Annotated in this window: 27 protein-coding genes and 1 tRNA gene; 10 read left to right on the top strand and 18 right to left on the bottom strand. The window is 62.2% G+C overall.

Annotated elements, in window-relative coordinates:
* Positions 1 to 38 precede the first annotated feature (38 nt).
* From LU682_RS00885 to LU682_RS00875, 3 genes are all read right to left on the bottom strand, one after another.
* Complete coding sequence (locus LU682_RS00885; protein ID WP_010951590.1) at positions 39 to 284, bottom strand: 4Fe-4S dicluster domain-containing protein; 246 nt, start codon at positions 282 to 284, stop codon at positions 39 to 41.
* Positions 285 to 346: 62 nt separating this feature from the next.
* The gene (locus LU682_RS00880; protein WP_010951589.1) at positions 347 to 2,071 is read right to left on the bottom strand and encodes a fumarate reductase/succinate dehydrogenase flavoprotein subunit; all 1,725 of its coding nucleotides are present in this window, start codon (positions 2,069 to 2,071) and stop codon (positions 347 to 349) included.
* Complete coding sequence (locus tag LU682_RS00875; RefSeq protein WP_010951588.1) at positions 2,068 to 2,817, bottom strand: GntR family transcriptional regulator; 750 nt, start codon at positions 2,815 to 2,817, stop codon at positions 2,068 to 2,070. Before LU682_RS00875 ends, LU682_RS00880 begins: the two co-directional genes overlap by 4 nt.
* Positions 2,818 to 3,030: 213 nt before the next feature.
* On the opposite strand from LU682_RS00875, the gene LU682_RS00870 reads away from it, so the two are divergent.
* The 3 genes from LU682_RS00870 to LU682_RS00860 all read left to right on the top strand — a co-directional run bounded on the left by LU682_RS00870 (position 3,031) and on the right by LU682_RS00860 (position 5,608).
* A tRNA-Arg gene (locus LU682_RS00870) sits at positions 3,031 to 3,107 on the top strand.
* A 162-nt stretch (positions 3,108 to 3,269) separates the two neighbouring features.
* The gene (locus LU682_RS00865; protein WP_010951587.1) at positions 3,270 to 5,000 is read left to right on the top strand and encodes a dipeptidase; all 1,731 of its coding nucleotides are present in this window, start codon (positions 3,270 to 3,272) and stop codon (positions 4,998 to 5,000) included.
* A gap of 170 nt (positions 5,001 to 5,170) precedes the next feature.
* Positions 5,171 to 5,608 (top strand): CBS domain-containing protein, encoded by a 438-nt coding sequence (locus LU682_RS00860; RefSeq protein WP_010951586.1) that lies wholly within the window; start codon positions 5,171 to 5,173, stop codon positions 5,606 to 5,608.
* 6 nt (positions 5,609 to 5,614) lie between these two features.
* On the opposite strand, the gene LU682_RS00855 is transcribed toward LU682_RS00860, so the two are convergent.
* The 3 genes from LU682_RS00855 to LU682_RS00845 form a co-directional block, all read right to left on the bottom strand.
* Positions 5,615 to 6,253: a hypothetical protein gene (locus LU682_RS00855; RefSeq protein WP_003255871.1), complete on the bottom strand. Its 639-nt coding sequence runs from the start codon at positions 6,251 to 6,253 to the stop codon at positions 5,615 to 5,617.
* A 69-nt stretch (positions 6,254 to 6,322) separates the two neighbouring features.
* Entirely contained in the window at positions 6,323 to 6,565 is a 243-nt protein-coding gene (locus LU682_RS00850; RefSeq protein ID WP_020190423.1) for a DUF2789 domain-containing protein, read from the bottom strand.
* Positions 6,566 to 6,626: 61 nt separating this feature from the next.
* Positions 6,627 to 7,085, bottom strand: a complete 459-nt coding sequence (locus LU682_RS00845; protein WP_049588045.1) for an aminoacyl-tRNA deacylase — start codon at positions 7,083 to 7,085, stop codon at positions 6,627 to 6,629.
* Positions 7,086 to 7,183: 98 nt separating this feature from the next.
* On the opposite strand from LU682_RS00845, the gene LU682_RS00840 reads away from it, so the two are divergent.
* Both LU682_RS00840 and LU682_RS00835 read left to right on the top strand, forming a co-directional pair.
* Positions 7,184 to 8,530, top strand: coding sequence for an NfeD family protein (locus LU682_RS00840; RefSeq protein WP_010951584.1), 1,347 nt, complete (start codon positions 7,184 to 7,186; stop codon positions 8,528 to 8,530).
* A gap of 2 nt (positions 8,531 to 8,532) precedes the next feature.
* Positions 8,533 to 9,285: a slipin family protein gene (locus tag LU682_RS00835; protein WP_049588043.1), complete on the top strand. Its 753-nt coding sequence runs from the start codon at positions 8,533 to 8,535 to the stop codon at positions 9,283 to 9,285.
* Positions 9,286 to 9,333: 48 nt separating this feature from the next.
* Here LU682_RS00835 and LU682_RS00830 read toward each other — a convergent pair whose 3' ends face one another.
* The 3 genes from LU682_RS00830 to LU682_RS00820 all read right to left on the bottom strand — a co-directional run bounded on the left by LU682_RS00830 (position 9,334) and on the right by LU682_RS00820 (position 12,563).
* Positions 9,334 to 9,966: a LysE family transporter gene (locus LU682_RS00830; protein ID WP_010951582.1), complete on the bottom strand. Its 633-nt coding sequence runs from the start codon at positions 9,964 to 9,966 to the stop codon at positions 9,334 to 9,336.
* Between the two features lie 99 nt (positions 9,967 to 10,065).
* A complete protein-coding gene (locus LU682_RS00825; RefSeq protein WP_010951581.1) occupies positions 10,066 to 10,653 on the bottom strand; it encodes a mechanosensitive ion channel family protein in 588 nt (195 codons plus the stop codon).
* Positions 10,653 to 12,563, bottom strand: a complete 1,911-nt coding sequence (locus tag LU682_RS00820) for an ATP-binding cassette domain-containing protein (protein ID WP_010951580.1) — start codon at positions 12,561 to 12,563, stop codon at positions 10,653 to 10,655. The genes LU682_RS00825 and LU682_RS00820 overlap by 1 nt, the downstream gene beginning before the upstream one ends.
* 50 nt (positions 12,564 to 12,613) lie before the next feature.
* On the opposite strand from LU682_RS00820, the gene LU682_RS00815 reads away from it, so the two are divergent.
* A complete protein-coding gene (locus tag LU682_RS00815) occupies positions 12,614 to 13,093 on the top strand; it encodes a TIGR02444 family protein (RefSeq protein ID WP_010951579.1) in 480 nt (159 codons plus the stop codon).
* Here the strand turns inward: LU682_RS00815 and LU682_RS00810 are convergent.
* On the bottom strand, positions 13,072 to 14,061 hold the full coding sequence (locus tag LU682_RS00810) for an AlgP family protein (protein WP_010951578.1): 990 nt from the start codon (positions 14,059 to 14,061) through the stop codon (positions 13,072 to 13,074). The genes LU682_RS00815 and LU682_RS00810 overlap by 22 nt on opposite strands.
* Positions 14,062 to 14,239: 178 nt before the next feature.
* Here LU682_RS00810 and LU682_RS00805 point away from each other — a divergent pair, with 178 nt between their 5' ends.
* Positions 14,240 to 14,878 carry an FKBP-type peptidyl-prolyl cis-trans isomerase gene (locus tag LU682_RS00805; protein ID WP_049588040.1) on the top strand — a complete coding sequence of 213 codons (639 nt, stop codon included), beginning with the start codon at positions 14,240 to 14,242 and terminating at the stop codon, positions 14,876 to 14,878.
* 8 nt (positions 14,879 to 14,886) lie between these two features.
* On the opposite strand, the gene LU682_RS00800 is transcribed toward LU682_RS00805, so the two are convergent.
* From LU682_RS00800 to LU682_RS00770, 7 genes are all read right to left on the bottom strand, one after another.
* Positions 14,887 to 15,357, bottom strand: a complete 471-nt coding sequence (locus tag LU682_RS00800) for an Rsd/AlgQ family anti-sigma factor (protein WP_003255887.1) — start codon at positions 15,355 to 15,357, stop codon at positions 14,887 to 14,889.
* 230 nt (positions 15,358 to 15,587) lie between these two features.
* On the bottom strand, positions 15,588 to 16,094 hold the full coding sequence (locus tag LU682_RS00795; RefSeq protein ID WP_010951575.1) for a disulfide bond formation protein B: 507 nt from the start codon (positions 16,092 to 16,094) through the stop codon (positions 15,588 to 15,590).
* A 222-nt stretch (positions 16,095 to 16,316) separates the two neighbouring features.
* A complete protein-coding gene (locus LU682_RS00790) occupies positions 16,317 to 17,555 on the bottom strand; it encodes a heme biosynthesis protein HemY (protein ID WP_010951574.1) in 1,239 nt (412 codons plus the stop codon).
* Positions 17,552 to 18,652, bottom strand: a complete 1,101-nt coding sequence (locus tag LU682_RS00785; RefSeq protein ID WP_049588039.1) for a uroporphyrinogen-III C-methyltransferase — start codon at positions 18,650 to 18,652, stop codon at positions 17,552 to 17,554. The genes LU682_RS00790 and LU682_RS00785 overlap by 4 nt, the downstream gene beginning before the upstream one ends.
* A gap of 45 nt (positions 18,653 to 18,697) precedes the next feature.
* Entirely contained in the window at positions 18,698 to 19,465 is a 768-nt protein-coding gene (locus LU682_RS00780) for a uroporphyrinogen-III synthase (RefSeq protein WP_010951572.1), read from the bottom strand.
* Positions 19,462 to 20,403, bottom strand: coding sequence for a hydroxymethylbilane synthase (gene hemC / locus LU682_RS00775; protein ID WP_003255895.1), 942 nt, complete (start codon positions 20,401 to 20,403; stop codon positions 19,462 to 19,464). The genes LU682_RS00780 and hemC overlap by 4 nt, the downstream gene beginning before the upstream one ends.
* A 118-nt stretch (positions 20,404 to 20,521) precedes the next feature.
* On the bottom strand, positions 20,522 to 21,265 hold the full coding sequence (locus LU682_RS00770; RefSeq protein WP_010951571.1) for a LytR/AlgR family response regulator transcription factor: 744 nt from the start codon (positions 21,263 to 21,265) through the stop codon (positions 20,522 to 20,524).
* Positions 21,266 to 21,562: 297 nt separating this feature from the next.
* Here LU682_RS00770 and argH point away from each other — a divergent pair, with 297 nt between their 5' ends.
* Positions 21,563 to 22,957 (top strand): argininosuccinate lyase, encoded by a 1,395-nt coding sequence (gene argH / locus LU682_RS00765; protein ID WP_049588037.1) that lies wholly within the window; start codon positions 21,563 to 21,565, stop codon positions 22,955 to 22,957.
* A 124-nt stretch (positions 22,958 to 23,081) separates the two neighbouring features.
* Here the strand turns inward: argH and LU682_RS00760 are convergent, their stop codons facing one another.
* Positions 23,082 to 23,744: a glutathione S-transferase gene (locus tag LU682_RS00760; RefSeq protein WP_010951569.1), complete on the bottom strand. Its 663-nt coding sequence runs from the start codon at positions 23,742 to 23,744 to the stop codon at positions 23,082 to 23,084.
* Positions 23,745 to 23,892: 148 nt separating this feature from the next.
* On the opposite strand from LU682_RS00760, the gene LU682_RS00755 reads away from it, so the two are divergent.
* Together LU682_RS00755 and LU682_RS00750 are read left to right on the top strand one after the other, a co-directional pair.
* Positions 23,893 to 24,195 carry a hypothetical protein gene (locus LU682_RS00755; protein WP_010951568.1) on the top strand — a complete coding sequence of 101 codons (303 nt, stop codon included), beginning with the start codon at positions 23,893 to 23,895 and terminating at the stop codon, positions 24,193 to 24,195.
* Positions 24,196 to 24,264: 69 nt separating this feature from the next.
* Positions 24,265 to 24,510 carry a TIGR02647 family protein gene (locus LU682_RS00750; RefSeq protein ID WP_003255900.1) on the top strand — a complete coding sequence of 82 codons (246 nt, stop codon included), beginning with the start codon at positions 24,265 to 24,267 and terminating at the stop codon, positions 24,508 to 24,510.
* Positions 24,511 to 24,519: the final 9 nt, after the last annotated feature.

Below are 24,519 nucleotides of genomic sequence, written 5' to 3'. Positions count from 1 at the left end.
AGGAGGGCGTCCGGTGGTTCGCCGGATGGCGGGATGAATCAGCGCAGCAGGTACGGAATGTCGACCTTCACCGCACCGGTGGGGCAGTCCTTCTCGCATGGCATGCAGTACCAGCATTCGTCGAAAGCCATGTAGGCCTTTTGCGTAGCCGGGTTGATCGCCAGCAGGTCCATGGGGCAGACCTCGACGCACACGGTGCAGCCTTTTTCGGCGATGCATTTGTCTACGTCGATGGTGACCGGGGCGCTGCTGCGGAAGAAGATTTCTTGCGGCTGGTAGGCCATTTCACGGAGTCCTTGGGGCCGGTGGCCCTCGTTCTGTTTTTTGCAGAGGCTGATGGCCCCATTCACGCTGCATCAGCCTTCACTCGCAGCCGGTCATAGGCGGTCTGCTCATCGGCGTCCAGGGCGATCAGGTAGGGTTCGACGGCCTTCTTGAAGCTGGTCATTTCACCGTTCTCGCCTTTTTTCAGGTGGCAATGGCAGAACCACTCGCCATCGTTGCGCTCAGGGAAGTCCACCCGGTGGTGGTACAGGCCCCAGCGGCTTTCCTCGCGGAACAGCGAGGACCGCGCCGCCATCTCGGCGCAATCGCGAATCACCGACACTTCCATCGCACGCATCAGCTCATGAGGGTTGTTGGCCTTCATCTGCTCCAGATCACGCTCGATCTCGGCAAAGCGCGCCAGGCCGATTTCCATCTTCTTGGTCACCTTCGGCGGCTGCAGGTAGTCGTTGACCATGCGCCTGAGCTTGTACTCGACCTGGGCTGGCGGCAGGCCATGCTCACGCTGCAGCGGGGCAAACACCCGCGCCCGTTCGCGTTCGACCTGCTCGGCATCGACCTCGGCGAGTTCGCGCCCGGCCACGTAATGGGCGGCGTTCACTCCGGCAAACCAGCCATAGGTAAAGGCGCCGAGCATGTAGTTGTGCGGCACCGCAGCCATGTCGCCTGCGGCATACAGCCCTTTGACGCTGGTCTCGGCCTTTTCATTGACCCACACGCCCGACGCCGAATGACCGGAGCAGAAACCGATCTCGGAGATATGCATCTCGACCATGTGTTGGCGGTAGTCGGTGCCACGCCCGGCGTGAAACTGACCACGACTGGGGCGCTCGTTGCTGTGCAGGATCTCTTCGATGTTCTGGATGGTCTCTTCGGCCAAGTGGTCCAGTTTGAGGAACACCGGGCCATTGCCGCCTTCGAGCTCCTGGTGGAACTCCCACATCATCTGGCCGCTCCAGTAGTCGCACTCGATGAAGCGCTCGCCTTTGCTGTTGGCGGTGTACCCACCCAGCGGGCCGGTGACGTAGGCACAGGCCGGGCCGTTGTAGTCCTTGATCAGCGGGTTGATCTGGAAGCACTCGAGGTTGGCCAGCTCGGCGCCTGCGTGGTAGGCCATGGCGTAGCCATCACCGGCGTTCGTCGGGTTCTCGTAGGTGCCCATCAAATAGCCCGAAGACGGCAGGCCCAGGCGCCCGGCGGCGCCGCAGGCAAGGATCACCGCCTTGGCCCGCGCCACCCGAAACTCGCCGCTGCGGCAGTCAAAGCCCAGCACACCCGCGGCGGCGCCTTCGCCATCGAGCAGCACACGGGTGCAGACCAGACGGTTGCTGATCTCCACCCGGGCACGCTTGAGCTGGCGGTACAACACCTTCTTGATGTCGTGGCCTTCGGGCATGGGCAGCACGTACGCGCCCATGTGGTGAACCTTCTTCACCGCGTAGTCGCCGGTCTCGTCCTTCTCGAACTTCACGCCCCAGCGGTCGAGTTGCTCGATGGTTTCAAAGCTGTGGGTTGCGTAGGCATGCACGGTGGCCTGGTTGACGATGCCGTCATTGGCCACGGTGATTTCCTTGGTGTACTGCTCGGGGGTGGCGTGGCCGGGGATGATGGCGTTGTTCAAGCCGTCCATGCCCATACTAATGGCACCGCTGCGCTTGACATTGGCCTTGTCCAGCAGCAGCACGCGCAGGCTTTTGTCCTGCTCCTTGGCCTTGATCGCCGCCATCGGCCCGGCCGTACCGCCACCGATGATGATGATGTCGTAGTCCTGGGTCTGGATGCTCATGCCTTGCCCCCTTTCTGACGATCAATGCGCAGGCGGTACTGGAAGGCATCGCCGCGGTAGTAAAGGTGTTCGAAGTCCAGCGGCGTGCCGTCGGCAGCATGGGTCAGGCGCTCGATGCGCATGATCGGCGAGCCTTCTTCAACATCCAGGGCCTGGGTCAGGTCGCTGTCGGCCAATACCGCATCGATGGCCAGGTCGGCGTGGCCAAGAGCGATGCCGCAGTCGTTTTCCAACAGCAGGAAGATGTCACGGGTGACCAGATCGGCCTTCTCCAGTTTTTCGCCGACGGCCTTGGGCAGCCACGTCAGTTCCAGCGACACCGGCTCGCGGTTGATCAGGCGCACCCGGCGGATCTCGGTGACCAAGCTACCCTCCTCGACCTGCAGCCGGGCGGCAACCAATGCGTTGGCCGGCACATGGCGAAAGCTGCGCAGGCGGTTGATCACTTCGTAACCCATCTGCGTCATCGACTCGCCCAAGCCCTGCAAGGTACTGACGTTCTGGAACGCCTTGGGCTTGGCAACGAACGTGCCTTTGCCGTGGATCTTGAAGATCAGCCCTTCCTTTTGCAGGTCGCCCAGCGCCTGGCGCACGGTGATGCGGCTGACGTCGAAGGCCTTGCCCAGTTCGCTTTCCGAGGGCATGCGGCTATGTGATGGATAAGTACCGTCGAGGATGCGCTCGCGTAGCAGTTCCTTGAGCTGGGTATAGAGCGGTACCGGGGACAGGGGGAGCAGTTCGGCCATGGGGTCTCTTCGCTGATCGATGACTCGTTATAACAAGTTGTGACCAGAGGATAGACGGCATAAGAAGGGTGGGGGAAATATTGATATCGCATATGGATAGATAAATTTGCGCGGCCGGTGGCCCGCAAAAGCCGCCTGTGCAAAAAGAGGAAAAAGGCCACAGATCAAGGCGATGGACGTCAACGACACAGATGGGTATCATGCGTGCGCGTTGCACTCGTAGCTCAGCTGGATAGAGTACTGCCCTCCGAAGGCAGGGGTCGTGGGTTCGAATCCCGCCGAGTGCGCCATATCAATAAAGCCCTGGGCCTGAGCCCGGGGCTTTTTCGTTTGTGCGACATGTCACCTTTCTGGTACTCCCGTACCACGGGTCATTGGTGTTAGCGTGGGCGTCTTCCCGTTTCCCGAACGGGTAACCCTGAACAATGATTGGCAAAGGAATGCGCACAACCATGCAGTTGAAAAAACTCACCGCCACCACCCTGCTGCTGGCCGGCATCGGCCTGTTTACTCTGCCTGCTCAAGCCAACCTCACCCAGCAGCAGTCCGCAGCCATCATCAAAACCTTCGACGGCAGCGACCCAAGCGACTTCAGGCAATTCCTCGGCAAGCTCAAAGACAGCGACCAGGGCAAGGCCGACAACCTCGAGGCAACCGTCGACGCCTACCTGGCCGACAAGCCATTGGCCGCCGGGCAACAAGACGAGATCAACCGCCTGCTCGGCCTGTATACCCGCATCAAGTATGGCAAAGCCGCTACCGAAACCCTGCGCGAACTGGTAGCCATCCCCACCTTCAATGTCGAGGGTACGCCGCAGTACGAAAACCCTGAATTCCTCAAGATCGCCGACAAGATCAAGGCCTTGGCCGACCGCTTCGGCCTGGCCTTCCGCAACATCGACAACCGGGTGTACGAGATCTCACTGGGCAGCGGGAAGGAAGTGATCGGCATCCATGCCCACGCTGACGTCGTGCCGGTCAACCCGGACAACTGGAAGCTGGCCGACGGTACGCGCCTGGACCCGTTCAAGGTCACCCTTGTAGGTGACCGCATGTACGGTCGCGGCACCGAGGACGACAAGAACGGCATCGTGGTGGCGATGTACGCGCTGAAAGTGGCCAAGGACGAAAACCTGCCGCTCGCCCGGCAGTTCAAGCTGCTGATCGACACCACCGAAGAAACCAGCGGTGATGCCATACCCTACTACTTTGAGCGCAACCCTACGCCCGATTACAACCTGGCCCTCGACGGCGGCTACCCGGTGGTGATTGCCGAGAAAGGCTACGGCACGGTCATGGCCAGCTTCACCAAGCGCCCGGCCAGCGGCAAGGGTGCCGAGATCGTCAACCTGACCGGTGGGCTGGCCACTAACCAGATCCCAACAACGTCGGTTGCGACCCTGATTTCTGACAACCCGGCACAGCTGGTCAAGCACCTGCAGCAAGCCGGTGCCAGATATGTGAAGCAGCATGGAAGCGACTTCAGCATCGACGCCAAGGCCGACGGCAAGCAAGTCTTGCTCACCGTGACCGGTGTTTCCGCACACTCTTCGGAGCCGGAATCCGGCATCAACCCGGTGGCGCGTATGCTCGACTTCATCAATGGCCTCGGCCAGCAGGTGTCGCTCAAGCACAACCACTTTACCGACGCGGCCCGCTACGCCGCCGAAAACTGGGGCCTGGACTACCTGGGCAACAAGCTCGGCGTGGCCTTCAAGGACCCGTTCATGGGCCCGCTGACCACCTCGCTGACTTTTGTCGGGGTGGATGAAAAAGGCGTGAAACTGGCGGTGAATCTGCGCATTCCCAAGGGGAAGCCGATCGCCACGATCAAGGATGAACTGGCCGACAAACTGGGCAAATGGACCCGGCAAAGCAACACTTCGGTGGCCTTCGACTTCAGCCTGGACGAGCCGATGTACCGCAACCCTGAAGGCGAGTGGGTCAAGGCCCTGCTCGCTGTGGCCACCGAGAACCTGGGTATGAAGCATGAGTTCGGTACCTCGGCCGGCGCGACTTCGGTGCACGATCTTCCCAACGGTGTGCAATTTGGCCTGGCCATGCCGGAGGTGAAGTACACCGGGCACAACGACAACGAGTTCAAGACCGTGGAGCAGTTCATGCTGGACTTGCAGGTGGTGAGCGAAATGGTGGCGCGGATCGGGCAGATGCCGAAGCTTTGATGCGCAGTACCGGCCTCTTCGCGGTTTTAGCCGCGAAAAGGCCGCTACAAGCGAACAGCCATGACGTTTTTCAATCGCCTCCATGCCGTTTCCTGCATTGCCGTGCAGAGCGCCGTACCGGATGCTTTAGTTACTCCGAGACAGTGCTTTTTTCACCCGCAGAGGCCCGTATGAAGACCGTCGAACAAATCCTCAAGACCAAGTCCCAGCACCAGACCGTGTACACCATCGGCCCGGATGACTCGGTGCTCGACGCCCTGAAGCTGCTGGCGGAGAAAAACATCGGTGCGCTGCCCGTGGTCGAGGGTGGCCAGGTGGTGGGTATCGTCAGTGAACGGGACTATGCGCGCAAGCTGGTCCTCAAGGGCCGCTCTTCTGCCGCCACGCCGGTACGCGAAATCATGAGCGCACCGGTGGTCACCGTGGAGCCCAAGCAAAAGCTCGATTTCTGCATGAACCTGATGACCGACCGGCACCTGCGTCACCTGCCGGTGGTCGACAACGGCAGATTGCTCGGCCTGCTGTCGATCGGCGACCTGGTCAAGGAAACCATTGACGAACAGGCCAGCCTGATCAAGCAAATGGAGCAGTACATCCGCGGCGAATGAAGCGCCTCAATGGTAGGCGCGCTCCAGCTCGTCCAGCTGATGGTCGAAGCTACGCAAGCGCGCCGACCAGGTGTACACCAGCACTTCCAGGTCACGGTTGAGCACTGCCGTATTGCCGTGGCCGCTGTGCGTGGGCTCGCCGAGGTCCAGCTGGTAGCGTTCGCGGGCCATCGCCTGGGCCACGCTGGACAGGTCGCGAGCGTTGGCCAGCCAGTGGTGATGGCGGTCATGGATTTCGCGGTCGAGCACCCGGCACTGGCGCTTCAGCGCATCCAGGCTCTGCTCCAGCGGAGTGCCCCTGAGCTCGCCCATGACCTCTTCGAAGGTGCGCCCCGAATGCCAATAGCTGCCCCAGAAATAACGGTCGAAAACCGTCTCGACGCGGCGTAGCGCAACCTTGGTATTCCAGATGGTCAGCAACGTTCGCCCCTGCACCACTTCGCGCTTGTTCAGGCGCAGCTGCTGCCAGGCGATCCATGTCAGCGCCACCAGTGCAACCGCTACAGTGACTGCGGCAGCGGCGTACAGGAAATGCACGGCCTGGTTCATCTGTTGCGTCTGTCTGATGCCATAGAAGTAACTGGCCGTCAGGGTGCCCAGGATCGTCACGGAACACCAGAAACCTGGTGCGTAGGGATCTTTCATCGCGCTATCCCCTTATTGTTTTCCTGAGCATAGCAACGGCCGATCACTCGTCAGGTGCCGCTCGGCGCTTTATTTTCGGGGGCGGCGCAACGCTTCGTTGAGTTGATCGAAGGGCACGGCCCAATCGGAATCTTCAATGATGCTGTCCTTGAGAAATGCCCGCTGAGAGTCGTTCCAGAACGGCGCATCCACCAGCTTGATTTCGTTCTTCAGCGGGGAATGGCTGGTGATGAACTGATCGATACTCGTGGGATCGTCGGGTAAGCCCAGCTGCTTGAACAGTTCGGCAAAGGGATGGATCGGCGCTTCCATGGTTCCTCCTGAGCGCCAGGCAAGCCGTCCACGACGCCCGCCTGGCATTGGTTTGAAAACATCAGCACAGCTCGCGCACTTCGGCGTGCGGCACCAGTTTCATGTACTGCTCCATGCTCATGTGAATCAGGTGATCGTGGTCACCCGCCTCCAGGTAGACATCGCCTTGGCGGGTAAGACTCGGGTCGAGCAGCATTTTTATCTGGTAAGCATCGCCAAGGGCCGGCACAGCACCGCGTTCGCAGTCATTGAACAGGCTCGGCAGACCGCTTTCACGGGTCAGATGCCAGGCCCCGGACATGCGCACCTTGTCCATGTCCAGATGCCGGTTGGCCGGTAGCACGGCCATGATGTAGTTGCCGTGACGGTCATCGACCATCACCGCCTTGGCGACCCGTTCGGCGGGCACGCCGGCCATACGGGCCGACTCCAGGCTGGTGGCCGAATGTGGGTGGGGAATGATGTCGTAGTCGCAGTTGGCCTTGTCCAGGCTGGCCTGCAGGGTTTTTGCCATACGCATGATGCACCTCCGGTTTCGCCCCCCAATCTCCAATTTTAGGCCGGGTACGGGTGGGCGGGGCTAAACTTGTGTAATACGCGCAAATGAGGTGACGACAGGTGATCGCCCGCTGCTGGCGTTGGCTGTTGCTGCTGTTGTTGCTTGGCATCACGCCAGGTGGCCAGGCAGCGCCCGGCGCGGTGTGGGTGCTGAACATCGACGACGCCATCGGCCCGGCCAGCGCCGACTACCTGGTGCGCAGCCTCGGCCAGGCCCAGGCGCAAGGCGCGCAACTGGTGGTTATCCGCATGGATACCCCGGGCGGGCTGGACAGTGCCATGCGCCAGATGATCAAGGCAATTCTCTCCAGCACCGTACCCGTCGCCAGCTACGTTGCCCCCAGCGGCGCCCGCGCCGCCAGCGCCGGCACCTATATTCTCTACGCCAGCCATATTGCAGCGATGGCGCCCGGGACCAACCTGGGCGCCGCCACGCCGGTGCGGATCGGCGGCGCGCCTGGCACGCCCAGTGACGATAAAGCCAAAGGCGGCGACGATGAAACCCTCGCACGCAAACAGGTCAACGACGCTGCCGCCTACATCCGTGGCCTGGCGCAGATGCGCGGCCGCAACGCCGACTGGGCGGAGAAGGCCGTGCGCGAGGCGGTCAGCCTGTCCGCCAGCGAGGCCTTGCGCCTGAACGTGATCGATCAGGTGGCCGATGACCTGCCTGACCTGCTGCGCAAGCTCGACGGCAAAACGCTTCAGGTGGCCGGCCAACCACGGCAGTTGCAGACCGCAGGCGCCAGCGTGGTCGAGCATCTGCCGGACTGGCGCACACGGTTTCTGGCGGTCATCACCAACCCCAGCGTAGCGCTGATCCTGATCATGATCGGCGTTTACGGCCTGTTGTTCGAATTCATGAACCCAGGTTCTGCGGTGGGCGGTGTGGTCGGTGGTATCTGCCTGCTGCTGGCGCTGTATGCGCTGCAGCTGTTGCCGGTGAGTTTTGCCGGGGTGGCGCTGATCCTGCTTGGCATCACCTTCATGATCGCCGAAGCCTTCTTGCCCAGTTTCGGCGTGGTCGGCTTCGGCGGCATCGTTGCCTTTGTGGTCGGCGCATTGATCCTGATCGACACCGACGCTCCCGGTTTCGGCATCCCCCTGGCCTTGATCGGCACCTTGGCGCTGCTCTCGGCACTCCTGATCGGTGGCGTGCTGGGCATGGCTCTCAAGGCCCGGCAACGGGCGCTGGTCAGTGGCGACGCCGGCCTGGTCGGCAGCCTGGTCACCGTCACCCAGGTGATGGCAAGCGACCCCTTCTGTGGTGTCGTGCTGGCTCAGGGCGAGCAATGGCAGGTGCAGTGCGCAACGCCGCTGCAAACTGGCCAGAACGTACGGGTGACCGCGCGCCATGGCGTGATGCTGGAAGTGAGCGCCGCCGCCCCAGCGACGCAAGGAGAATGACCATGTTCATGCAAGTCGGTTTCGGCGCTGTGCTGATCGTGCTGGCCATGCTGGTGCTGTCGGCGTTTCGCATCCTGCGCGAATACGAGCGGGGCGTGGTGTTCCAACTGGGGCGCTTCTGGCAGGTCAAAGGGCCGGGTCTGATCCTGTTGATCCCGGTGATCCAGCAAATGGTACGGGTCGACCTGCGTACAGTGGTACTGGATGTACCGCCGCAGGATGTGATCACCCGCGACAACGTTTCGGTCAAGGTCAACGCAGTGTTGTACTTTCGCGTGCTCGACCCGCAGAAAGCGATCATTCAGGTCGAGGATTTTCTGGTGGCGACCAGCCAGCTGGCCCAGACGACCCTGCGTGCGGTGCTGGGCAAGCACGAACTGGATGAGCTGCTGGCAGAACGAGAGCAACTGAATCTGGACATCCGCCAGGTACTGGATGCGCAGACGGATGCCTGGGGCATCAAGGTGGCCAACGTCGAGATCAAGCACGTTGACCTGAACGAGTCGATGGTACGCGCCATCGCCCGCCAGGCCGAGGCCGAGCGCGAACGTCGGGCCAAGGTGATTCATGCCGAGGGTGAACTGCAGGCGTCGGAGAAACTGATGCAAGCCGCGCAAATGCTGAGCAAGGAACCGGGGGCGATGCAGTTGCGCTATATGCAGACACTGGGGACGATTGCCGGGGACAAGAGCTCGACCATCGTCTTCCCGCTGCCGATAGATCTGCTGAAGGGGTTGGTGGACAAGGAGAAATAGTGATGGGCCAATCGCGGGTTTGCCCGCGAATGGCCTGTATGCGGTCTGTCAGACCGGCGCGCGGCGCAAGGTCGCGAGGAAGGTGGCTGCACCAATGAACAACCCGGCAAAGGTGCGGTTCAAACGCTTCTGCTGTTTGGGCGTGCGCAGCATGCGCAACACATGCGAAGCCAACCCGGTGTATCCCGCCATCACCAGCAGGTCGACCGTGACCATGGTCACGGTGATCGCCACATATTGCGGCAGCAGCGGCGCATGGGGATTGAGGAACTGCGGCAGCACCGCCAGCATGAACACCAGCGCCTTGGGGTTGCTGATGTTGACCAGGAAACCACGGAACACCAGGCTCAGCGGCTTGCCGATCGGGCGCACGCCTGATTCATCGCTCATGTCCATCGGCAGGGCACGCCACTGCTTGTAGGCCAGGTACACAAGGTAGCCGACGCCAAACCACTTGATGACCTGGAACGCCGTGGCCGAGGCAGCCAGGACGGCACCGACGCCGGCGGCGATGATGGCGATCTGCATGATCAGGCCCAGCTGCAGGCCCAGGGCGTTCCAGTAACCACGCCAGAAGCCGTATTGCAGGCCGCTGGACATCGAGGCAATTGCCCCGGCACCGGGTGAAAGGCTGATCACCCAGCAGGCGGCAAAAAAGCCTAACCATACTTCCATCGACATCACACACCTCGCTCGAACATTTGTTGCAAAACGTTAAGCTAAGGTCTTGGCGAAAAAATAACCAGTGATTTCTGATGGATTTGTGTGGCCAGTGCAGGCTCAGTCCGCTTCGGCAGCTGTTTCTTTGTGCAGGGCCTGTACCTCGGCCCCGCGCCAGCGCCGCACGGACTTCTGGAAGAACTGACTATTGGGCACCTGCACCAGCGCCCCGCCCGCTTCGGGCACTTCCAGCAGGGTGGTGAACAGCAGGTTGATAGCGATCACCCGGCCTTTCACGCCAGGCTTGTCGAGGGTGTCGACCAGCTCGACCACATCGCCGATGCGAAACGGCCCGACCGTGAAGATCAACACTGCGCACAACAGGTTGGACAGCACGCTCCACATGGCGAAGAAGGCCACCGCCGCTACCGCTACGAAGCCGGAAAGTGCTGTCCACAACACGGTTGCCGAAACACCCATGCGCTCCAGCACGAACAGCAGCGCGCTGCCCATGATCAGCCAGCGCAGGCCACCGCGCACGGGCACCAGCAGCTCCGGCGGTAACGGGTAACGCTGGCCCAGGCGGCTCAGCCCGCGGGCGACGATACGTTGCAGGATGAACGCCGCTGCCAGGATCAAGAGGATCTGCAAACCCAGCCAGAAGGTGTCCATCCATTGCCCTGGCAGCAGCGAACGCAGTTCCTCCATCAGGACAACGCCTCGAGTTCGGCCTGCATGCTTTCAAGGGTTTCCAGCGCTTCCATCCAGGCCTCTTCCAGCTCGCCTTCGCGTTGCTTGAGCTTGGTCTGCCGCGCCAGCAGGTCGCGCAACTCGTCCTTGCGCGCCGCATCGTAAAGGCCACCATCACCCAGCGCGGTCTCGATCTCGGCCAATTGCGCGTGCACCTGGTTGAGCTCGGTTTCCAGCTTGTCGGCAGCCTTCTTGTGCGGTGCCAACTGCTGACGCAAGGCTGCGGCAGCCTGGCGCTGGGCTTTCTTGTCGGTCTTGTCCGGGTTGGCCGGTGCAGTACTGGCCGGCGCACTGCGCTGGCGGTACTCGACCAGCCAGCGGCTGTAGTCCTCCAGGTCACCGTCGAAGGTGTCGACCTTGCCGTCGGCCACCAGCAGGAAGTCATCAGTGGTGCTCTTGAGCAAATGACGGTCGTGGGACACCACCACCACTGCACCGGCAAACTCCTGCAAGGCCATGGTCAGCGCCAGACGCATTTCCAGATCGAGGTGGTTGGTCGGTTCGTCGAGCAGCAGCAGGTTTGGCCGCTCCCAGGCAATCAGCGCGAGTGCCAGGCGGGCCTTTTCGCCACCGGAGAAGTTAACCACCGGCTCGTCGCAGCGGGCACCATGGAAGTCGAAGCCGCCAAGGAAGTCGCGCAGCGTCTGCTCACGCTCGGTAGGGGCGATGCGCTGCAAGTGCAGCAGGGGGCTGGCCTTGTCGTCCAGCGAGTCCAGCTGGTGCTGGGCAAAGTAGCCTACCGCCAGGTTCTCGCCACGAACCAGGCGGCCCGACAACGGCTCCAGCTCACCTGCAAGGTTCTTGATCAGGGTCGACTTGCCGGCGCCGTTGGGCCCGAGCAGACCAATACGAGCACCCGGGGTCAGCTGCAGCTTGACCTTGTCGAGGATGGCCTTGTCGCCATAACCGAGGCGACCTTCGGAAAGGCTCAGCAACGGGCTGGAAATTTTCTGCGATTCACGGAAGACAAAGTCGAACGGTGAATCGACATGCGCTGCCGACAGCTCTTCCATGCGCTCCAGGGCCTTGATCCGGCTTTGCGCCTGGCGGGCCTTGGTGGCTTGCGCCTTGAAGCGGGCAATGTACTTCTCCATGTGCGCGCGCTGCGCCTGCTGCTTCTCGTAGGCCTGCTGCTGCTGCGCCAGGCGCTCGGCACGGGTGCGCTCAAAGGCGGTGTAGCCGCCTTTGTACAAGTTGAGCTTGCGCTGCTCGACGTGCAGCACATGGTCGACCACGGCATCGAGGAAGTCACGGTCGTGGGAGATCAGCAACAACGTGCCGGGGTAGCCCTTGAGCCAGTCTTCCAGCCACAGGATCGCGTCGAGGTCGAGGTGGTTGGTGGGCTCGTCGAGCAGCAACAGGTCGGACGGGCACATCAGTGCCTGGGCCAGGTTCAGGCGCATCCGCCAGCCACCAGAGAAATCGCCGACACGGCGGTCCATCTGTTCGTTGGTGAAGCCCAGCCCAGCCAGCAACTTGCGCGCACGGGCGTCGGCGGTATAGCCGTCGGCGCTTTCCAGCTCACTGTGCAGGCGCGCCAGGGCGGTGCCGTCGTGGGCCTGCTCGGCCGCGGCCAGTTCGGCCTGGACCTTGCGCAGGCGCACGTCGCCGTCAAGCACATAGTCCACAGCCAGGCGGTCGAGGGTGTCGACCTCTTGGCGCATGTGGGCGATGCGCCAGTCGCCGGGCAGTTGGCAGTCACCGGCATCGGGCGACAGCTCACCGCGCAGCAAGGCGAACAGGCTGGATTTTCCGGCGCCGTTGGCGCCGATCAGGCCGGCCTTGTGACCGGCGTGCAGGGTCATCTCGGCGCCTTCTAGCAAGCGCTGCGGACCACGCTGTAAAGTGAGGTTGGATAGTCTGATCATGATGGTCGCGGAGTCTACCAGCTTCCTCGGCCCATAGCGCGAGTGGAACCATGCACACCGACCTGTGGAATTACGCCCTGGCCCTGTATGCCAGGCCCGGCGTGGAAGCCGCCTGCCTTGAACTGCAGGCACTGGGTGGCGATGTCTGCCTGCTGCTGTGCGCGACCTGGCTGCAAGCACGTGGTGTGGCTGTACTGGGCGAACGTGCGCAAGCACTGCAAGAACTTGCCGAGCCTTGGCAGCGTGACGTGGTCGCCCCGCTGCGCAGCCTGCGCCGGCAATGGCGAACCCCAGCATCGGGTGATGCACAATTGGCCGCATTGCGTGAACAGGTGAAGGGGTTGGAATTACAGGCAGAAAAAGCCTTGCTGGAGCGCTTGCAGGAACGTTCGCAACAGTGGCCCGTGGGCTCCCATGAGCCCGCGGACGACTGGCTGGCCCGGCTGGCACCGGACCAGGCTCTGCATCATGACGCGCTAGTTCAGTTGCGCGTCGCAGCGGCTGCGCTTCAGGACGCCGAAGGTGCCTGAGACGGCGTGCTCACAGGTGCCGACGGTGCTGCAGCAGCCGGGCTCACCGAGTTGGTTGTGGCGGCCGGTGTAGCGGGTTTGGCTTCAGCAGGTTTGGCGGCGGGTTTGGCGGCCGTGCGTGCTGGTGCCTTGGTGGCAGCTGGTTTTGCGGCCGGCTTGGCAGCAGGGGCTTTGGCAGCTGGCTTGGCCGCAGGTTTGGCTGCCGCAGCCGCCTTGGCAGCCGGTTTGGCCGCAGGCTTAGCGGCAGCGGTCGCCTTGGCAGCTGGTTTGGCCGCAGGCTTGGCGGCAGCGGTCGCCTTGGCAGCCGGTTTGGCCGCAGGCTTGGCGGCAGCGGTCGCCTTGGCAGCCGGTTTGGCCGCAGGCTTGGCGGCAGCGGTCGCCTTGGCAGCCGGTTTGGCCGCAGGTTTGGCGGCAGCGGTCGCCTTGGCAGCCGGTTTGGCCGCAGGCTTGGCGGCAGTGGTCGTCTTGGCAGCTGGTTTGGCCGCAGGCTTGGCGGCAGCGGTCGCCCTGGCAGCTGGTTTGGCCGCAGGCTTGGCAGCAGCGGTTGCCTTGGCTGCCGGTTTGGCCGCACGTTGATCAAGGGCCTTGCCTGCAGCTTCGCGTACTTTACCTACACCCTGAGCCAGCTTGAGGCTGTCCTGAGCATCGCGTTTGAGTTGCTGAATGTAAGAGCGCGTCTGGGTTTGACGTTCCTTGAGAGACTCGAGCAGTTCTTCAAGTTCACCGATGGCTTTTTGCGCCTTGCTTTGCGCCTTGGCTTTACCTGCCTTGGCCGCGTCTTGCAGTTTCAGGCGACCGTTGTGCAGTTTTTCCTGCGCCTTGCCACGCTGCTTTTCCAACTTCGCCAGCAGTTTTTCCGCATCAGCCAGCGCTTGCGAGCAGGCCTCTTCCAAGTGTTCGAGCAAGCTGCCCGAAAGTTGCTGGAGCAGGTGTAACGGCGTACTTACTGGCTTCTTTTTGGCCGACATGGTTTACCTCCTGGCTGACGAGATTGCGGCTCATACTATGCTTCTGCTGCTACCGCCGCTAGGGCATGTTGACCGTAATGTTTACGCCGCGTTGCATGCCTGGGCAAAGTTGTTATCTTGCAGCTGCGTGAAAGTGTAGTTGCTGAATTAATCATTGCTGGTATTTGGGAGTCAGGCGTTGCCTCGATATCTTGTTTTGGGTTTATGCCTGATGGCACCCCTCGCCTTGGCCGACAACGACGACCACGATTTGGCCTACAGCCTGGGTGCCAGCCTGGGTGAACGCCTGCGCCAGGAGATGCCAGGCTTGCAGCTGGATGCACTGGTCGAAGGCCTGAAGCAGTCCTATCAGGGGCAACCCCTGAAACTCGACAAGGCACGCATGCAGGCAGTGCTGCAGCAGCATGAAGCCCAGGAAGGTGACGCCGCTGCGCAAAAGCTGCAGGCCGCCGAAACGCGTTTCATGGCTAATGAACGTGGGCGTTATGGGGTGCACGAACTAACGGAAGGTGTGCTGTACAGCGAATTGCAGGCAGGCACGGGTGCACAGCCAAAAGCGGGCGGCAAAGTGCAAGTGCGCTATGTGGGCAGATTGCCGGACGGCTCAATATTCGACCAGAACCAGACCCCCCAATGGTTCAACCTGGATTCGGTTATCGAAGGCTGGCAGGTCGCCTTGCCGAAAATGCACACCGGCGCCAAATGGCGCCTGGTAATTCCTTCAGCGCAAGCCTATGGCGCCGAGGGGGCGGGAGACCTGATTGCACCCTACACCCCCTTGGTATTCGAGATCGAACTGCTGGCGGTTGGCGACTGACGCCAACCTCAGGCCTGCACTGCACCCTCTTCCTTGTGTGCGTTGTGCAGCACTTCGATCAGGCAGTCTTCAAGCTCGAAGCGCTCATGCAACAACCCGCCCAATTTGGCCAGCTTCTCGGCAAAGCGTTCGGTGTCCTTGCACTCCCCCTTGGTGCAATGGTCATTGAAGGCCAGTGCGATCTGAGTACTGTCGTTGATCCGTGGGTTGATCTCTTCGGCCAGTTTCAGCGCCTTCTTGTCTCCGAACGCCTTGGCCTCGCTGACCAGTTGCTCGCAGACTTCGAAGTGCCACGCCGAAACGTAGTCGACCAGAAGGGCGCAAAAGTCCCCGTTGGTGTCCTTGTCGGCGAAGGCTGGCCTCACATCGCGCAGGGCGCGAAAAGCCTGCACCAGTTCCTGGCGCTCCTCCAGCCAACGGTCGATCAGCTTGTGAACCCCACCCCAGCGTTCCTGGGCGTTCTGACAACTATCGAGCATGGCGATCTCTTCCCTTCTGGGTAGATGCCGCTGCACCTCGCACCACGACCGCGCAGCACAAGGTGACATCAGCAGGACGGCATCGAGCAGTTGTTTTTCCGGTATGCGTGCTGGGAGATTATTCCCGCGCGTGCTGCCCTTCAAGGTACGCAGCACACAAAGTTCATACAAGTGTTTAATACCCTGTTACATCACCATTGGTCGCGCTAATGGCACAACCTTGCGCCAGGTCATGTTCTTGCCAAGGTGCGGAAACGATACGCCAGCAGGCAACTCAAGGGCAGCACCGCCAGCAGCAGGAAGGCCAACAGGCTCCATTCCGGCAGTGTCAGATCGAGAAAACTCCAGGCAAGCGAACGGCAATCCGGGCCACCCAGCAGCAGTTGCCGTGCCGCCTCACTCCAGGATTGTTCGAACACTCGCCCGATCGGCACCGGACATACCTCATTGACCCCCTCAGCCCCCTGCAACCAGACATGCCGTGCTGCCAGCAAAGCGCCGGCCAGCGAGCAGCCCAGCGCCAGCCGAGCATAACGAAGGATGCCCCGCGTGCCCGGCGCCTGCAGCACGGCTGCGAAACACAGGAGCGCGTACCCGCCAAGCAGCAACCGTTGGCTGAGGCACAATGGGCACGGCATCAGCCCCACTGTGTTTTCCAGACGGAAAGACGCAACCAGTACTGCCAGTGCGACCAGGCAGGCAGGAAGAAAAAAGGTGCGCAAACGGGCCGGCAGCATGGGCGGTGAAGGTCCCGGGGAAAAAGTAGTGGCTTGAAACGGTAGAGGAAAGACACGCTTTGTTTCAAGGCACGACAGCAACGACAAGTCACTGAATCGCGTAGGAAATTTCCAGATATGCCGTAGGAGGCGACGGAAGAAATGGACTTCAGATCAAACTGACAGCGAAAGATAAATTACCTGCCCCCAAAGCCCGCACCTTTGCGCGGGCCTTGGGGTAGGTCAGGCGCGCACGCCTTCTGGCAAAGGCAGCGCCAGCAGGCGCTCGTCCAGCAGGCCAAGGCCCTCCTGGAACAGCTGGTTGCTGCGCTCGGTCTCGCCCAGCCCCGCGAGCAGGCGGGCCAGCTCAGCACAGGCCTCGGGGTTGCGCTCCATGCGCAGGCTGCTTTCCAGGTAGTCACGCGCCTTGCCCCACAAGCGGTTTTGCAGGCTCAGACGGCCCAGGGTCAGCAGCAGGCTGGCATCTTGCGGGTGAGCCTTGAGCCAACCTTCAGCGGTTTGCAGCTGACGCGCCGGGTCATCACCACGCACCAGGCCGTAAAGGCGGGCCAGGTGGCTTTCGTAGTCGCGCTTGAGGGCCGTGCGCAGCACCTGTTCGGCCTCGTTCTGGGCACCTACCTGACGCAGTTGCTCGGCGTACGCCAGCACCAGTTGTGGCTCCTGGCGCTGGGCTGCGGTCAGCTGCTGCCAGGCGCGCTCCAAGGATTGACGTGCACTGAGCGCATCTTCGCCACGGGTGGTCGCCAGGCTCAGATTCTGGCCCCAGGCGCGTTGTTCCAGAGCAGCCAGCTCGGCGGGCGGCAGCACCTTGCCCTTGCGCAGGTCGGGCAGCAGGCGGATCAGTGCAGACCAGTCGCCGCGCTCCACGTACAGGCGTTGCAGCAAGCGCAGCACCTGGCCGTTGTGCGGGTGGCGTTCCTGCATGGCCAGCAGGGTTTCCAGGGCCCCATCGTTTTCGCCACGGTCCATTTGCAACTGGGCATGGGTCAGGGCAATGGCCAGCTCCGCTTGCGGCTGGCGCTCCAGGGCACGCTCCAGCAGGTTGTCACTGTCTTCGGTACGGCCTTGCTCGTTGGCAGCACGCGCGGCACCAAGGTAGTACAGCAACGGTTGGCGCTCCGCCTCGGCGGCACGGTGCAAGTGCCGTTGGGCACTGGCCCAGCGGCCTTCGGCAAGATCGAGCTGGCCCTGTTCGATCGCCAGGCGGATACGTCGGCTGCGGTTACGCCGTGACCACGGGTTGACCACACCACTGGAAGTCAGCACCAGGCCGACCAGATAGCGCAGCAACCACAGCAGCAGGACGACCGCCAAAATACCCGCCAAGGCTGCCCACAGCCCCGACTGATAACGGAAGCCACCATAGGAAATCAGTACATAGCCGCTGTGCTTGGCAACCGCGATGCCCAGTGCCGCAGCAACCACGATCGCAAGCACGGCCAACAGGTAGACACGCTTCATGGCTTGCCCCCTTCAGCCTCGGCCGGCAGGTGACGGCGCTGAATATAGGCCTGCACTGCCGCCAGGCTTTCACTAAGGTCAGGGGTAACCACCGACACCGGCTGATCGGCCAAGGCATTGAGGCTGTCGAGCATGGCCTTGCTTTGCGGGTTGTCTGCATTGAAGTTGGCCAGCAGTACGCTGCGGGCGTCGTCCAGCGCCTGCGTGTAAACCTTGGCATCACCATTGAGCGCCGCCCACTGGGCCTGCTCGATAGTCAGGCTCAGGGCCAGGCGCAGCTGGTTCAGTTGCTGCCCGGCCAGCAACGGACGCACGTTTTCATCGGCATTGAAGTCGATCTGGAAGTACTTGGATATTTCTGCCCACCACTGCGACAGCCTGCTGGCACCATCACCGTCGGCGGTCAGGGCGCCAAGCGCATCGGCGTTACTGTCGAACTCGGGGGACTGGGCGCTCAGCTGCTGTACCAGCTCACGCTGCGCAGCCAGTTTCAAGAACAGGCCAGTACGGTCCGGTTGCTGAGTGCTGTTGAGCGTGGCCAGGCTGCGGGCCAGTTGCTCGCGGGCGGCGAAGGCACCCGGGTCGCTCTGCTCGCGCAGGATCTCGTCGGCGCCTTCGACCAGGGCTTTGGCACTGGTGATGTCCTGCAACGCCGAAAGGCGCAGGGTAGCCAGCCGCAGGAGGTGCTCGGCTTCGGCCAGGCGCCACTCTTTGCGGCTTTCTCCCAGCACGGTTTCCAGGCGCTGGCTGAGACGCTGCTGGTCGCCCTGCAACTGGGCTACCAAACGCCGGCGGTCTTCTAGCTCGCTGGCGGCTGGCAGACTGGCCAGTTGCGCACTGATCTGCTGTTCACGTTGCTGCAGCGCCTCGGCGCGCTGGGTCAGCGCCTCGATGTGCTGGCCCTGGTTGAACTCACTGCCCTGCAGTTGACGCACCTGCCAGACACCCCAGCCACCTACCGCCACCCCGGCCGCACCAAGCAGCAAGGCCAGCGCTGCCAGGCCACTGCCGGAGCGCTTGGCAGGTGGGGTGGTAACGGGTTCCGCAGGCGCCTGCGCCGACGGTTTATCGTTATTGGACAAGACAGTCTCGCTCACGTATCCATCCTTTGCATGGGGGCGCACCGCATTCAGCTTAGCGCCTTAAGAGGCAGGTGCAGCGCTACGCTGCACGGCTGCCAGCAAGGCCGTGGCACTGGCGCCACGGCAATCCACAACCTGTTGGGCCCCGGCGGCCTTGGCCTGCTCGGCGACCCGCGGGCTGGGCACGAACAGCGGCAACTGGGCCAACCGCAGCCAATCGGCACCGGCCATCTGCTGCAAATGTTCAAAACCCTGCCCACTGCTGACCACCAGGCCATTGAGGCGTTCCGCTTCAATGCGGCGCATCAGCGTACCCGCCGGGTAGGCCGGCAGGCAGCGACGATACAGTTCCAGATATTCGACACTAGCACCTTGCTCTGCAAGACGCTCTGCCAGCAGTTCGCGACCTCCGACGCCGCGAACGATCAAGACACGCGGTGCCGGCTCGGTAAGTGCCTGGCGCAGGGCCGGCAGTGCCAGCAAGGCTTCGCTGTCATCGCCACGCGGCGGAAAGCAAACCTTCAGCCCAGCACCCTGCAGCACACCAGCGGTTGCCTCACCCACGGTGAACCAGCCTCGCTGCGGAGGCTGGATGCTGGTCTCGGCCAGATGCTCAAGCAACAGCCGGGCGGCCGGCTTGCTGACCACAATGATCGCCTGGAAGTCATGCAAGCCTTCCAGCGACAGCCGCTGTGGGGCTTGCACGGTAATGGGTTCAATCTCCAGCAGGGGCAGGCAACTGCTGCCCACTCCCGCTGCCGCCAGGCTTTGCGCCAGCGCCGCGCAGTCCTCGGCAGGCCGGGTCAGCAACAGGCGCCATTGGCTCACGGGTGACCGGCCTCGCCGTAGACTTCCTTCAGAATGGCCTCGGCGCCCTGCCCCAGCAGGTCTTCGGCCACCTGTACGCCCAGGGCCTCGGCAGCAGCACGGGGTGCACGGGCATCGGCCACCAGCAAGGTCCCGCCGCTAGGCTGGCCGACCAGGCCGCGCAGCCACAGCTGGTCACCTTCAAGTACCGCGTAGCAGGCGATCGGCACTTGGCAGCCACCATTCAGGCGTTTGTTCAGCGCGCGCTCGGCGATCACCCGGTCAGCGGTGTCGACATGGTGCAGTGGCGCCAGCAGTGCATGGATCTCAACGTCGGCACTGCGGCACTCGATGCCCACCGCGCCCTGACCACCTGCCGGCAGGCTGTCATCGACGCTGATGGTGGAGGTGATGCGGTCTTCGAAGCCCAGACGGATCAGGCCCGCCGCGGCGAGGATGATGGCGTCGTACTCACCGGCATCCAGCTTCGCCAGGCGGGTGTTGACGTTGCCGCGCAGAAAGCGGATTTGCAGGTCTGGGCGGCGCGCCAGTAACTGGGCCTGACGGCGCAGGCTTGAGGTACCGACGATACTGCCGGCGGGCAGCGCTTCGAGGCTGTCAAAGGTATTGGAAACGAAGGCATCACGCGGGTCTTCACGCTCGCAGATGCAGTACAGGCCCAGGCCCTCGGGGAAGTCCATGGGCACGTCTTTCATCGAGTGCACGGCGATGTCGGCTTCGTTGTCCAGCAGCGCGGTTTCCAGTTCCTTGACGAACAGCCCCTTGCCGCCGATTTTTGCCAGCGGCGCGTCGAGCAACTTGTCACCGCGACTGACCATGGGTACCAGGGTCACCTGCAGGCCGGTGTGGGCCTGCTCGAGGCGGGCCTTGACGTATTCGGCCTGCCACAGGGCCAAAGCACTTTTACGGGTGGCAATGCGGATTTCGCGAGTGGACATGAAACGCCCCGATCCAGAGAAATACCGTCGATCATAACAGCATCGCCGGTATCGCTTGCAGATACGGATCAACAGGTCATACGCAGTCAGGTGCAGGTGCGGGCCGAGTCCAAGGGCCTCAGAGGGTCTGCATCATCTTGCGCACACCGGCCACATGGCGACGGCTGACGGTCAAGGCATCGCCATCCAGGCCTTTCAGATACAGCTGAAAGTGCCCCAGTGGGGTGCGCTGCAAGCGTTCGATGCGCTCGCGGGCGACCAACGCATTGCGATGGATGCGCACGAAGCGTTCGCCAAATTCGTCTTCCAGGGCTTTGAGTGGCTCGTCAAGCAGCACTTCACCGGCTTCGTGACGCAAGGTCACATACTTGTGGTCGGCAATGAAATAGATCACCTGGGGTAACGGGATCAGTTCGATGCCTTTGCGCGTGCGGGCGCTGATATGGCTGCGTGGGCCGCCGCCTTCATTGGCCGGCCGGGTAAGCGCCGCCAATTGGGCGCGGTTGGGTTTTTCGGCCTTGCGCAAGGCATCGCGCAAGGCGTGGGCCTGGAAGGGCTTGGTCACATGGCTGAGGGTACTGTCCTTGAATGCCTCTGCACCGTATTCATCATCCCCGGAGCAAAACACCACCGCGGGCGGCGCCTCGCGTTCGCACAGGCGAGCGGCAACCTGCAGGCCATCCAGGCCTGGCATGCCGATGTCCAGCAGGACCACATCGGGCTTGAGGCTTTCAATCAGCGCCAAGGCCTCATCGCCGTTGGTGGCGCTGGGCTCCAGCACAGTGTAACCCTCCAGTTCGCCGAGCAGCCGGGTGAGGCGTTCACGGCCTTGGGGTTCGTCATCAACGATCAGGACATTCATAATTGCGCTGGATTCCTGAATGAGTCTCGCACAGGTATAGCGTAGACAGGTGTGGTTCGAGCGACACTGCGGTCACGCTCTAGACCGGTGCGATGGCCAAAGATTCACTCGGCCCGGCAGATTCACTGCCAGTCCTTTGTCCAACTGTAGACGGTCCGTGGAACACTGCCGTTCATTCCTTGAAATCCTTCTCTGCGATTTTCCGGGCATTTCTCTCGACCGGCGCCCTGCGGCAGCCAGCCCAACCCTGCTATCATCGACGCCACTTTTTCGTTCACGCCTGCAATGAGTGAATCCATGAGCACCGAGAAGACCAATCAGTCCTGGGGCGGCCGCTTCAGTGAGCCCGTCGACGCCTTCGTCGCCCGTTTCACCGCCTCGGTAGATTTCGACAAGCGCCTGTACCGTCACGACATCATGGGTTCGATTGCCCATGCCACCATGCTGGCGCAGGTCGGCGTGCTCAGTGATGCCGAGCGCGACACCATCATCGATGGCCTGAAAACCATCCAGGGCGAGATTGAAGCCGGCAACTTCGACTGGCGTGTCGACCTCGAAGACGTGCACATGAACATCGAAGCACGCCTGACCGACCGCATCGGCATCACCGGCAAGAAGCTGCATACTGGGCGTAGCCGCAACGACCAGGTGGCCACCGACATCCGCCTTTGGCTGCGCGACGAAATCGACCTGATCCTGGGCGAAATCACCCGCCTGCAGCAGGGCCTGCTGGAGCAGGCAGAGCGTGAAGCCGAAACCATCATGCCTGGTTTCACCCACCTGCAGACGGCGCAGCCGGTCACCTTTGGCCACCACCTGCTGGCGTGGTTCGAAATGCTCAGCCGCGACTATGAGCGCCTGGTCGACTGCCGCAAGCGCACCAACCGCATGCCACTGGGCAGCGCCGCGCTGGCCGGCACCACCTACCCGATCGACCGTGAACTGACCTGCAAGCTGCTGGGCTTTGAAGCCGTGGCCGGCAACTCGCTGGATGGCGTGTCGGACCGTGATTTCGCCATCGAATTCTGCGCCGCTGCCAGCGTGGCGATGATGCACCTTTCGCGCTTCTCCGAAGAGCTGGTGCTGTGGACCAGCGCGCAGTTCCAGTTCATCGACCTTCCGGACCGCTTCTGCACTGGCAGCTCGATCATGCCGCAGAAAAAGAACCCGGACGTGCCAGAGCTGGTACGTGGCAAGAGCGGCCGCGTGTTCGGCGCCCTGACCGGCCTGCTGACCCTGATGAAAGGCCAACCGCTGGCCTACAACAAGGACAACCAGGAAGACAAGGAACCGCTGTTCGACGCCGCCGATACCCTGCGCGACTCGCTGCGGGCCTTCGCTGACATGATCCCGGCGATCAAGCCCAAGCACGCCATCATGCGTGAAGCGGCCCTGCGCGGTTTCTCCACCGCTACCGACCTGGCTGACTATCTGGTTCGCCGTGGCCTGCCGTTCCGTGACTGCCACGAGATCGTTGGCCACGCGGTGAAGTATGGTGTGGACACTGGCAAGGACCTGGCCGAGATGAGCCTGGACGAACTGCGCCAATTCAGCGACCAGATCGAGCAGGACGTGTTTGCCGTGCTGACGCTGGAAGGCTCGGTGAATGCGCGTGACCACATTGGTGGTACGGCGCCGGCGCAGGTGCGTGCTGCCGTCGTTCGTGGCAAGGCCCTGTTGGCGTCTCGCTAATCCCCCAAGGCGAGGGCTTCGCCCTCGTTCGCGGGCACGCCCGCTCCCACAGGTAATGCACAAGTTTCAAAAACGGTGCAGACCTGTGGGAGCGGGCATGCCCGCGAAGGGCTCAACACCAGACTCAGCGCTTGCCGCTGCGGATCATCTCCATGAAGGCCGGCATCGACGCTTCCTTGTCCGCCAAGATCCGCGGCATGTGCGGGTTCTCCCCCATCAGTTGCAGCAACGCCTTGGCCTGCGGGAAGTCCGCCAGGAAGTCGATGTTCAGCACCTTCTTGCCCACCGCGTTGGCCAGGTCGACCGAGAAGCAGAACATCAGGTCTGCCAGTGTCAGTTGCTCGCCCGCAACATAAGGTGCAAAGCGCCCGTTGCGCTTGAGCGTGGCAAACCCGGCCAGCAGGTCAGCACGCGCTTTCTCTTTGATCAGCGGTTCGACCGACATGCCAAAGAAGGACTCGGCGTAGCAGGTACGCGCAGGCAGCTCGATGTACAACTCGATTTCCTTGAGCAGCTCCCGCACCTTGGCTTGGCCGAACGGGTCGGCTGGCAGCAGTGCCTTGCCGCCCTGGGTCTGCTCGATATAGTCGAGGATCACACTGGTTTCGCTGAGGAAGCCATGCTCGGTTTCAAGCACCGGCACCTTGCCCCGTGGGCTCACTTCCAGCGCCTGTGGCGCCTGGCCGCCATAGAAGGTGACTTCCTCGAAAGTCAGGCCTTTTTCGAGCAGGGCCAGCTTGACCATGTTGTAGTAGTTGCTGACCGAGAATCCATAAAGCTTGAGCATGACGAAACAGCCTCCAGGCCGTAAGGGGTTGGCGTGGCCTTTATAGACTGAACACCTGCCACTGACCAGCGTCATGCACCCCGTCAATGCCCGGGCATTGCCGCCATAGCCATGGCACACTGTTGCATCCCATCCTAGGAGTACCGCGATGAGCGAGCCCACCGACATCGACAATGACGACGACGAAGCCTTCGCCGAGGCAACGCTGACCCAAGCCATCGAAAACCAGATCGAAAGCGGCGAGCCGCCTGCGGCCAAGGCCACGTTCAACAAGCTGACGCTGGTCGGCTATGAGCGTGAAGACATTCTGAACCTGATGGCCCATGTGCTGGCCTTCGAAATCGACAACATGCTGGTAGAGGACCGTGCGTTCAACGGTGAGTGGTATGAGAACGCTCTGCGGGCACTGCCGGAGCTGCCGCCTGAGATGGATCAAGGCGACGACGAATAACCCGGCTACACTCGAAGATCAGGCACCGTAGAATGTGCCGCAATCCTTGTCTGGAAGTCAGGAGTCGCCATGCCTTTTACCCCCGATTTGATCGACGAAATGGAAGTACTCGCGCTGTTCAAACACGACAGCAGCCAGGAAGGCATCAAGATAACCAGCACCGCATCCCCTGCCCTGATCGCGGCTGCGCAACGCCTGCATGAGAAGGGGCTGACCGATCAGCCGGATGGCGGCTACCTGACCAGCCTGGGTCATGACGCCGTTGAAAGTGTCCAATTGCTACAGAACATTCTCAAGGCGCCACAGCCAGCCTGAGCATCAGGC

It is taken from the genome of Pseudomonas alloputida (assembly GCF_021283545.2).
GTDB lineage: Bacteria > Pseudomonadota > Gammaproteobacteria > Pseudomonadales > Pseudomonadaceae > Aquipseudomonas > Aquipseudomonas alloputida.
This window is presented reverse-complemented; position numbering and strand designations above follow the sequence as displayed.

Coding starts and splice junctions, on each gene's coding strand:
- LU682_RS00830 (WP_010951582.1), bottom strand. CDS start 9,966: ATGTCGATGGAAGTATGGTTAGGCTTTTTTGCCGCCTGCTGGGTGATC.
- LU682_RS00755 (WP_010951568.1), top strand. CDS start 23,893: ATGAGCGAGCCCACCGACATCGACAATGACGACGACGAAGCCTTCGCC.
- LU682_RS00795 (WP_010951575.1), bottom strand. CDS start 16,094: ATGCTGCCGGCCCGTTTGCGCACCTTTTTTCTTCCTGCCTGCCTGGTC.
- LU682_RS00820 (WP_010951580.1), bottom strand. CDS start 12,563: ATGATCAGACTATCCAACCTCACTTTACAGCGTGGTCCGCAGCGCTTG.
- argH (WP_049588037.1), top strand. CDS start 21,563: ATGAGCACCGAGAAGACCAATCAGTCCTGGGGCGGCCGCTTCAGTGAG.
- LU682_RS00770 (WP_010951571.1), bottom strand. CDS start 21,265: ATGAATGTCCTGATCGTTGATGACGAACCCCAAGGCCGTGAACGCCTC.
- LU682_RS00845 (WP_049588045.1), bottom strand. CDS start 7,085: ATGCGTATGGCAAAAACCCTGCAGGCCAGCCTGGACAAGGCCAACTGC.
- LU682_RS00750 (WP_003255900.1), top strand. CDS start 24,265: ATGCCTTTTACCCCCGATTTGATCGACGAAATGGAAGTACTCGCGCTG.
- LU682_RS00815 (WP_010951579.1), top strand. CDS start 12,614: ATGCACACCGACCTGTGGAATTACGCCCTGGCCCTGTATGCCAGGCCC.
- LU682_RS00810 (WP_010951578.1), bottom strand. CDS start 14,061: ATGTCGGCCAAAAAGAAGCCAGTAAGTACGCCGTTACACCTGCTCCAG.
- LU682_RS00855 (WP_003255871.1), bottom strand. CDS start 6,253: ATGAAAGATCCCTACGCACCAGGTTTCTGGTGTTCCGTGACGATCCTG.
- LU682_RS00825 (WP_010951581.1), bottom strand. CDS start 10,653: ATGGAGGAACTGCGTTCGCTGCTGCCAGGGCAATGGATGGACACCTTC.
- LU682_RS00835 (WP_049588043.1), top strand. CDS start 8,533: ATGTTCATGCAAGTCGGTTTCGGCGCTGTGCTGATCGTGCTGGCCATG.
- hemC (WP_003255895.1), bottom strand. CDS start 20,403: ATGTCCACTCGCGAAATCCGCATTGCCACCCGTAAAAGTGCTTTGGCC.
- LU682_RS00760 (WP_010951569.1), bottom strand. CDS start 23,744: ATGCTCAAGCTTTATGGATTCTCGGTCAGCAACTACTACAACATGGTC.
- LU682_RS00850 (WP_020190423.1), bottom strand. CDS start 6,565: ATGGAAGCGCCGATCCATCCCTTTGCCGAACTGTTCAAGCAGCTGGGC.
- LU682_RS00880 (WP_010951589.1), bottom strand. CDS start 2,071: ATGAGCATCCAGACCCAGGACTACGACATCATCATCATCGGTGGCGGT.
- LU682_RS00885 (WP_010951590.1), bottom strand. CDS start 284: ATGGCCTACCAGCCGCAAGAAATCTTCTTCCGCAGCAGCGCCCCGGTC.
- LU682_RS00865 (WP_010951587.1), top strand. CDS start 3,270: ATGCAGTTGAAAAAACTCACCGCCACCACCCTGCTGCTGGCCGGCATC.
- LU682_RS00800 (WP_003255887.1), bottom strand. CDS start 15,357: ATGCTCGATAGTTGTCAGAACGCCCAGGAACGCTGGGGTGGGGTTCAC.
- LU682_RS00875 (WP_010951588.1), bottom strand. CDS start 2,817: ATGGCCGAACTGCTCCCCCTGTCCCCGGTACCGCTCTATACCCAGCTC.
- LU682_RS00860 (WP_010951586.1), top strand. CDS start 5,171: ATGAAGACCGTCGAACAAATCCTCAAGACCAAGTCCCAGCACCAGACC.
- LU682_RS00790 (WP_010951574.1), bottom strand. CDS start 17,555: ATGAAGCGTGTCTACCTGTTGGCCGTGCTTGCGATCGTGGTTGCTGCG.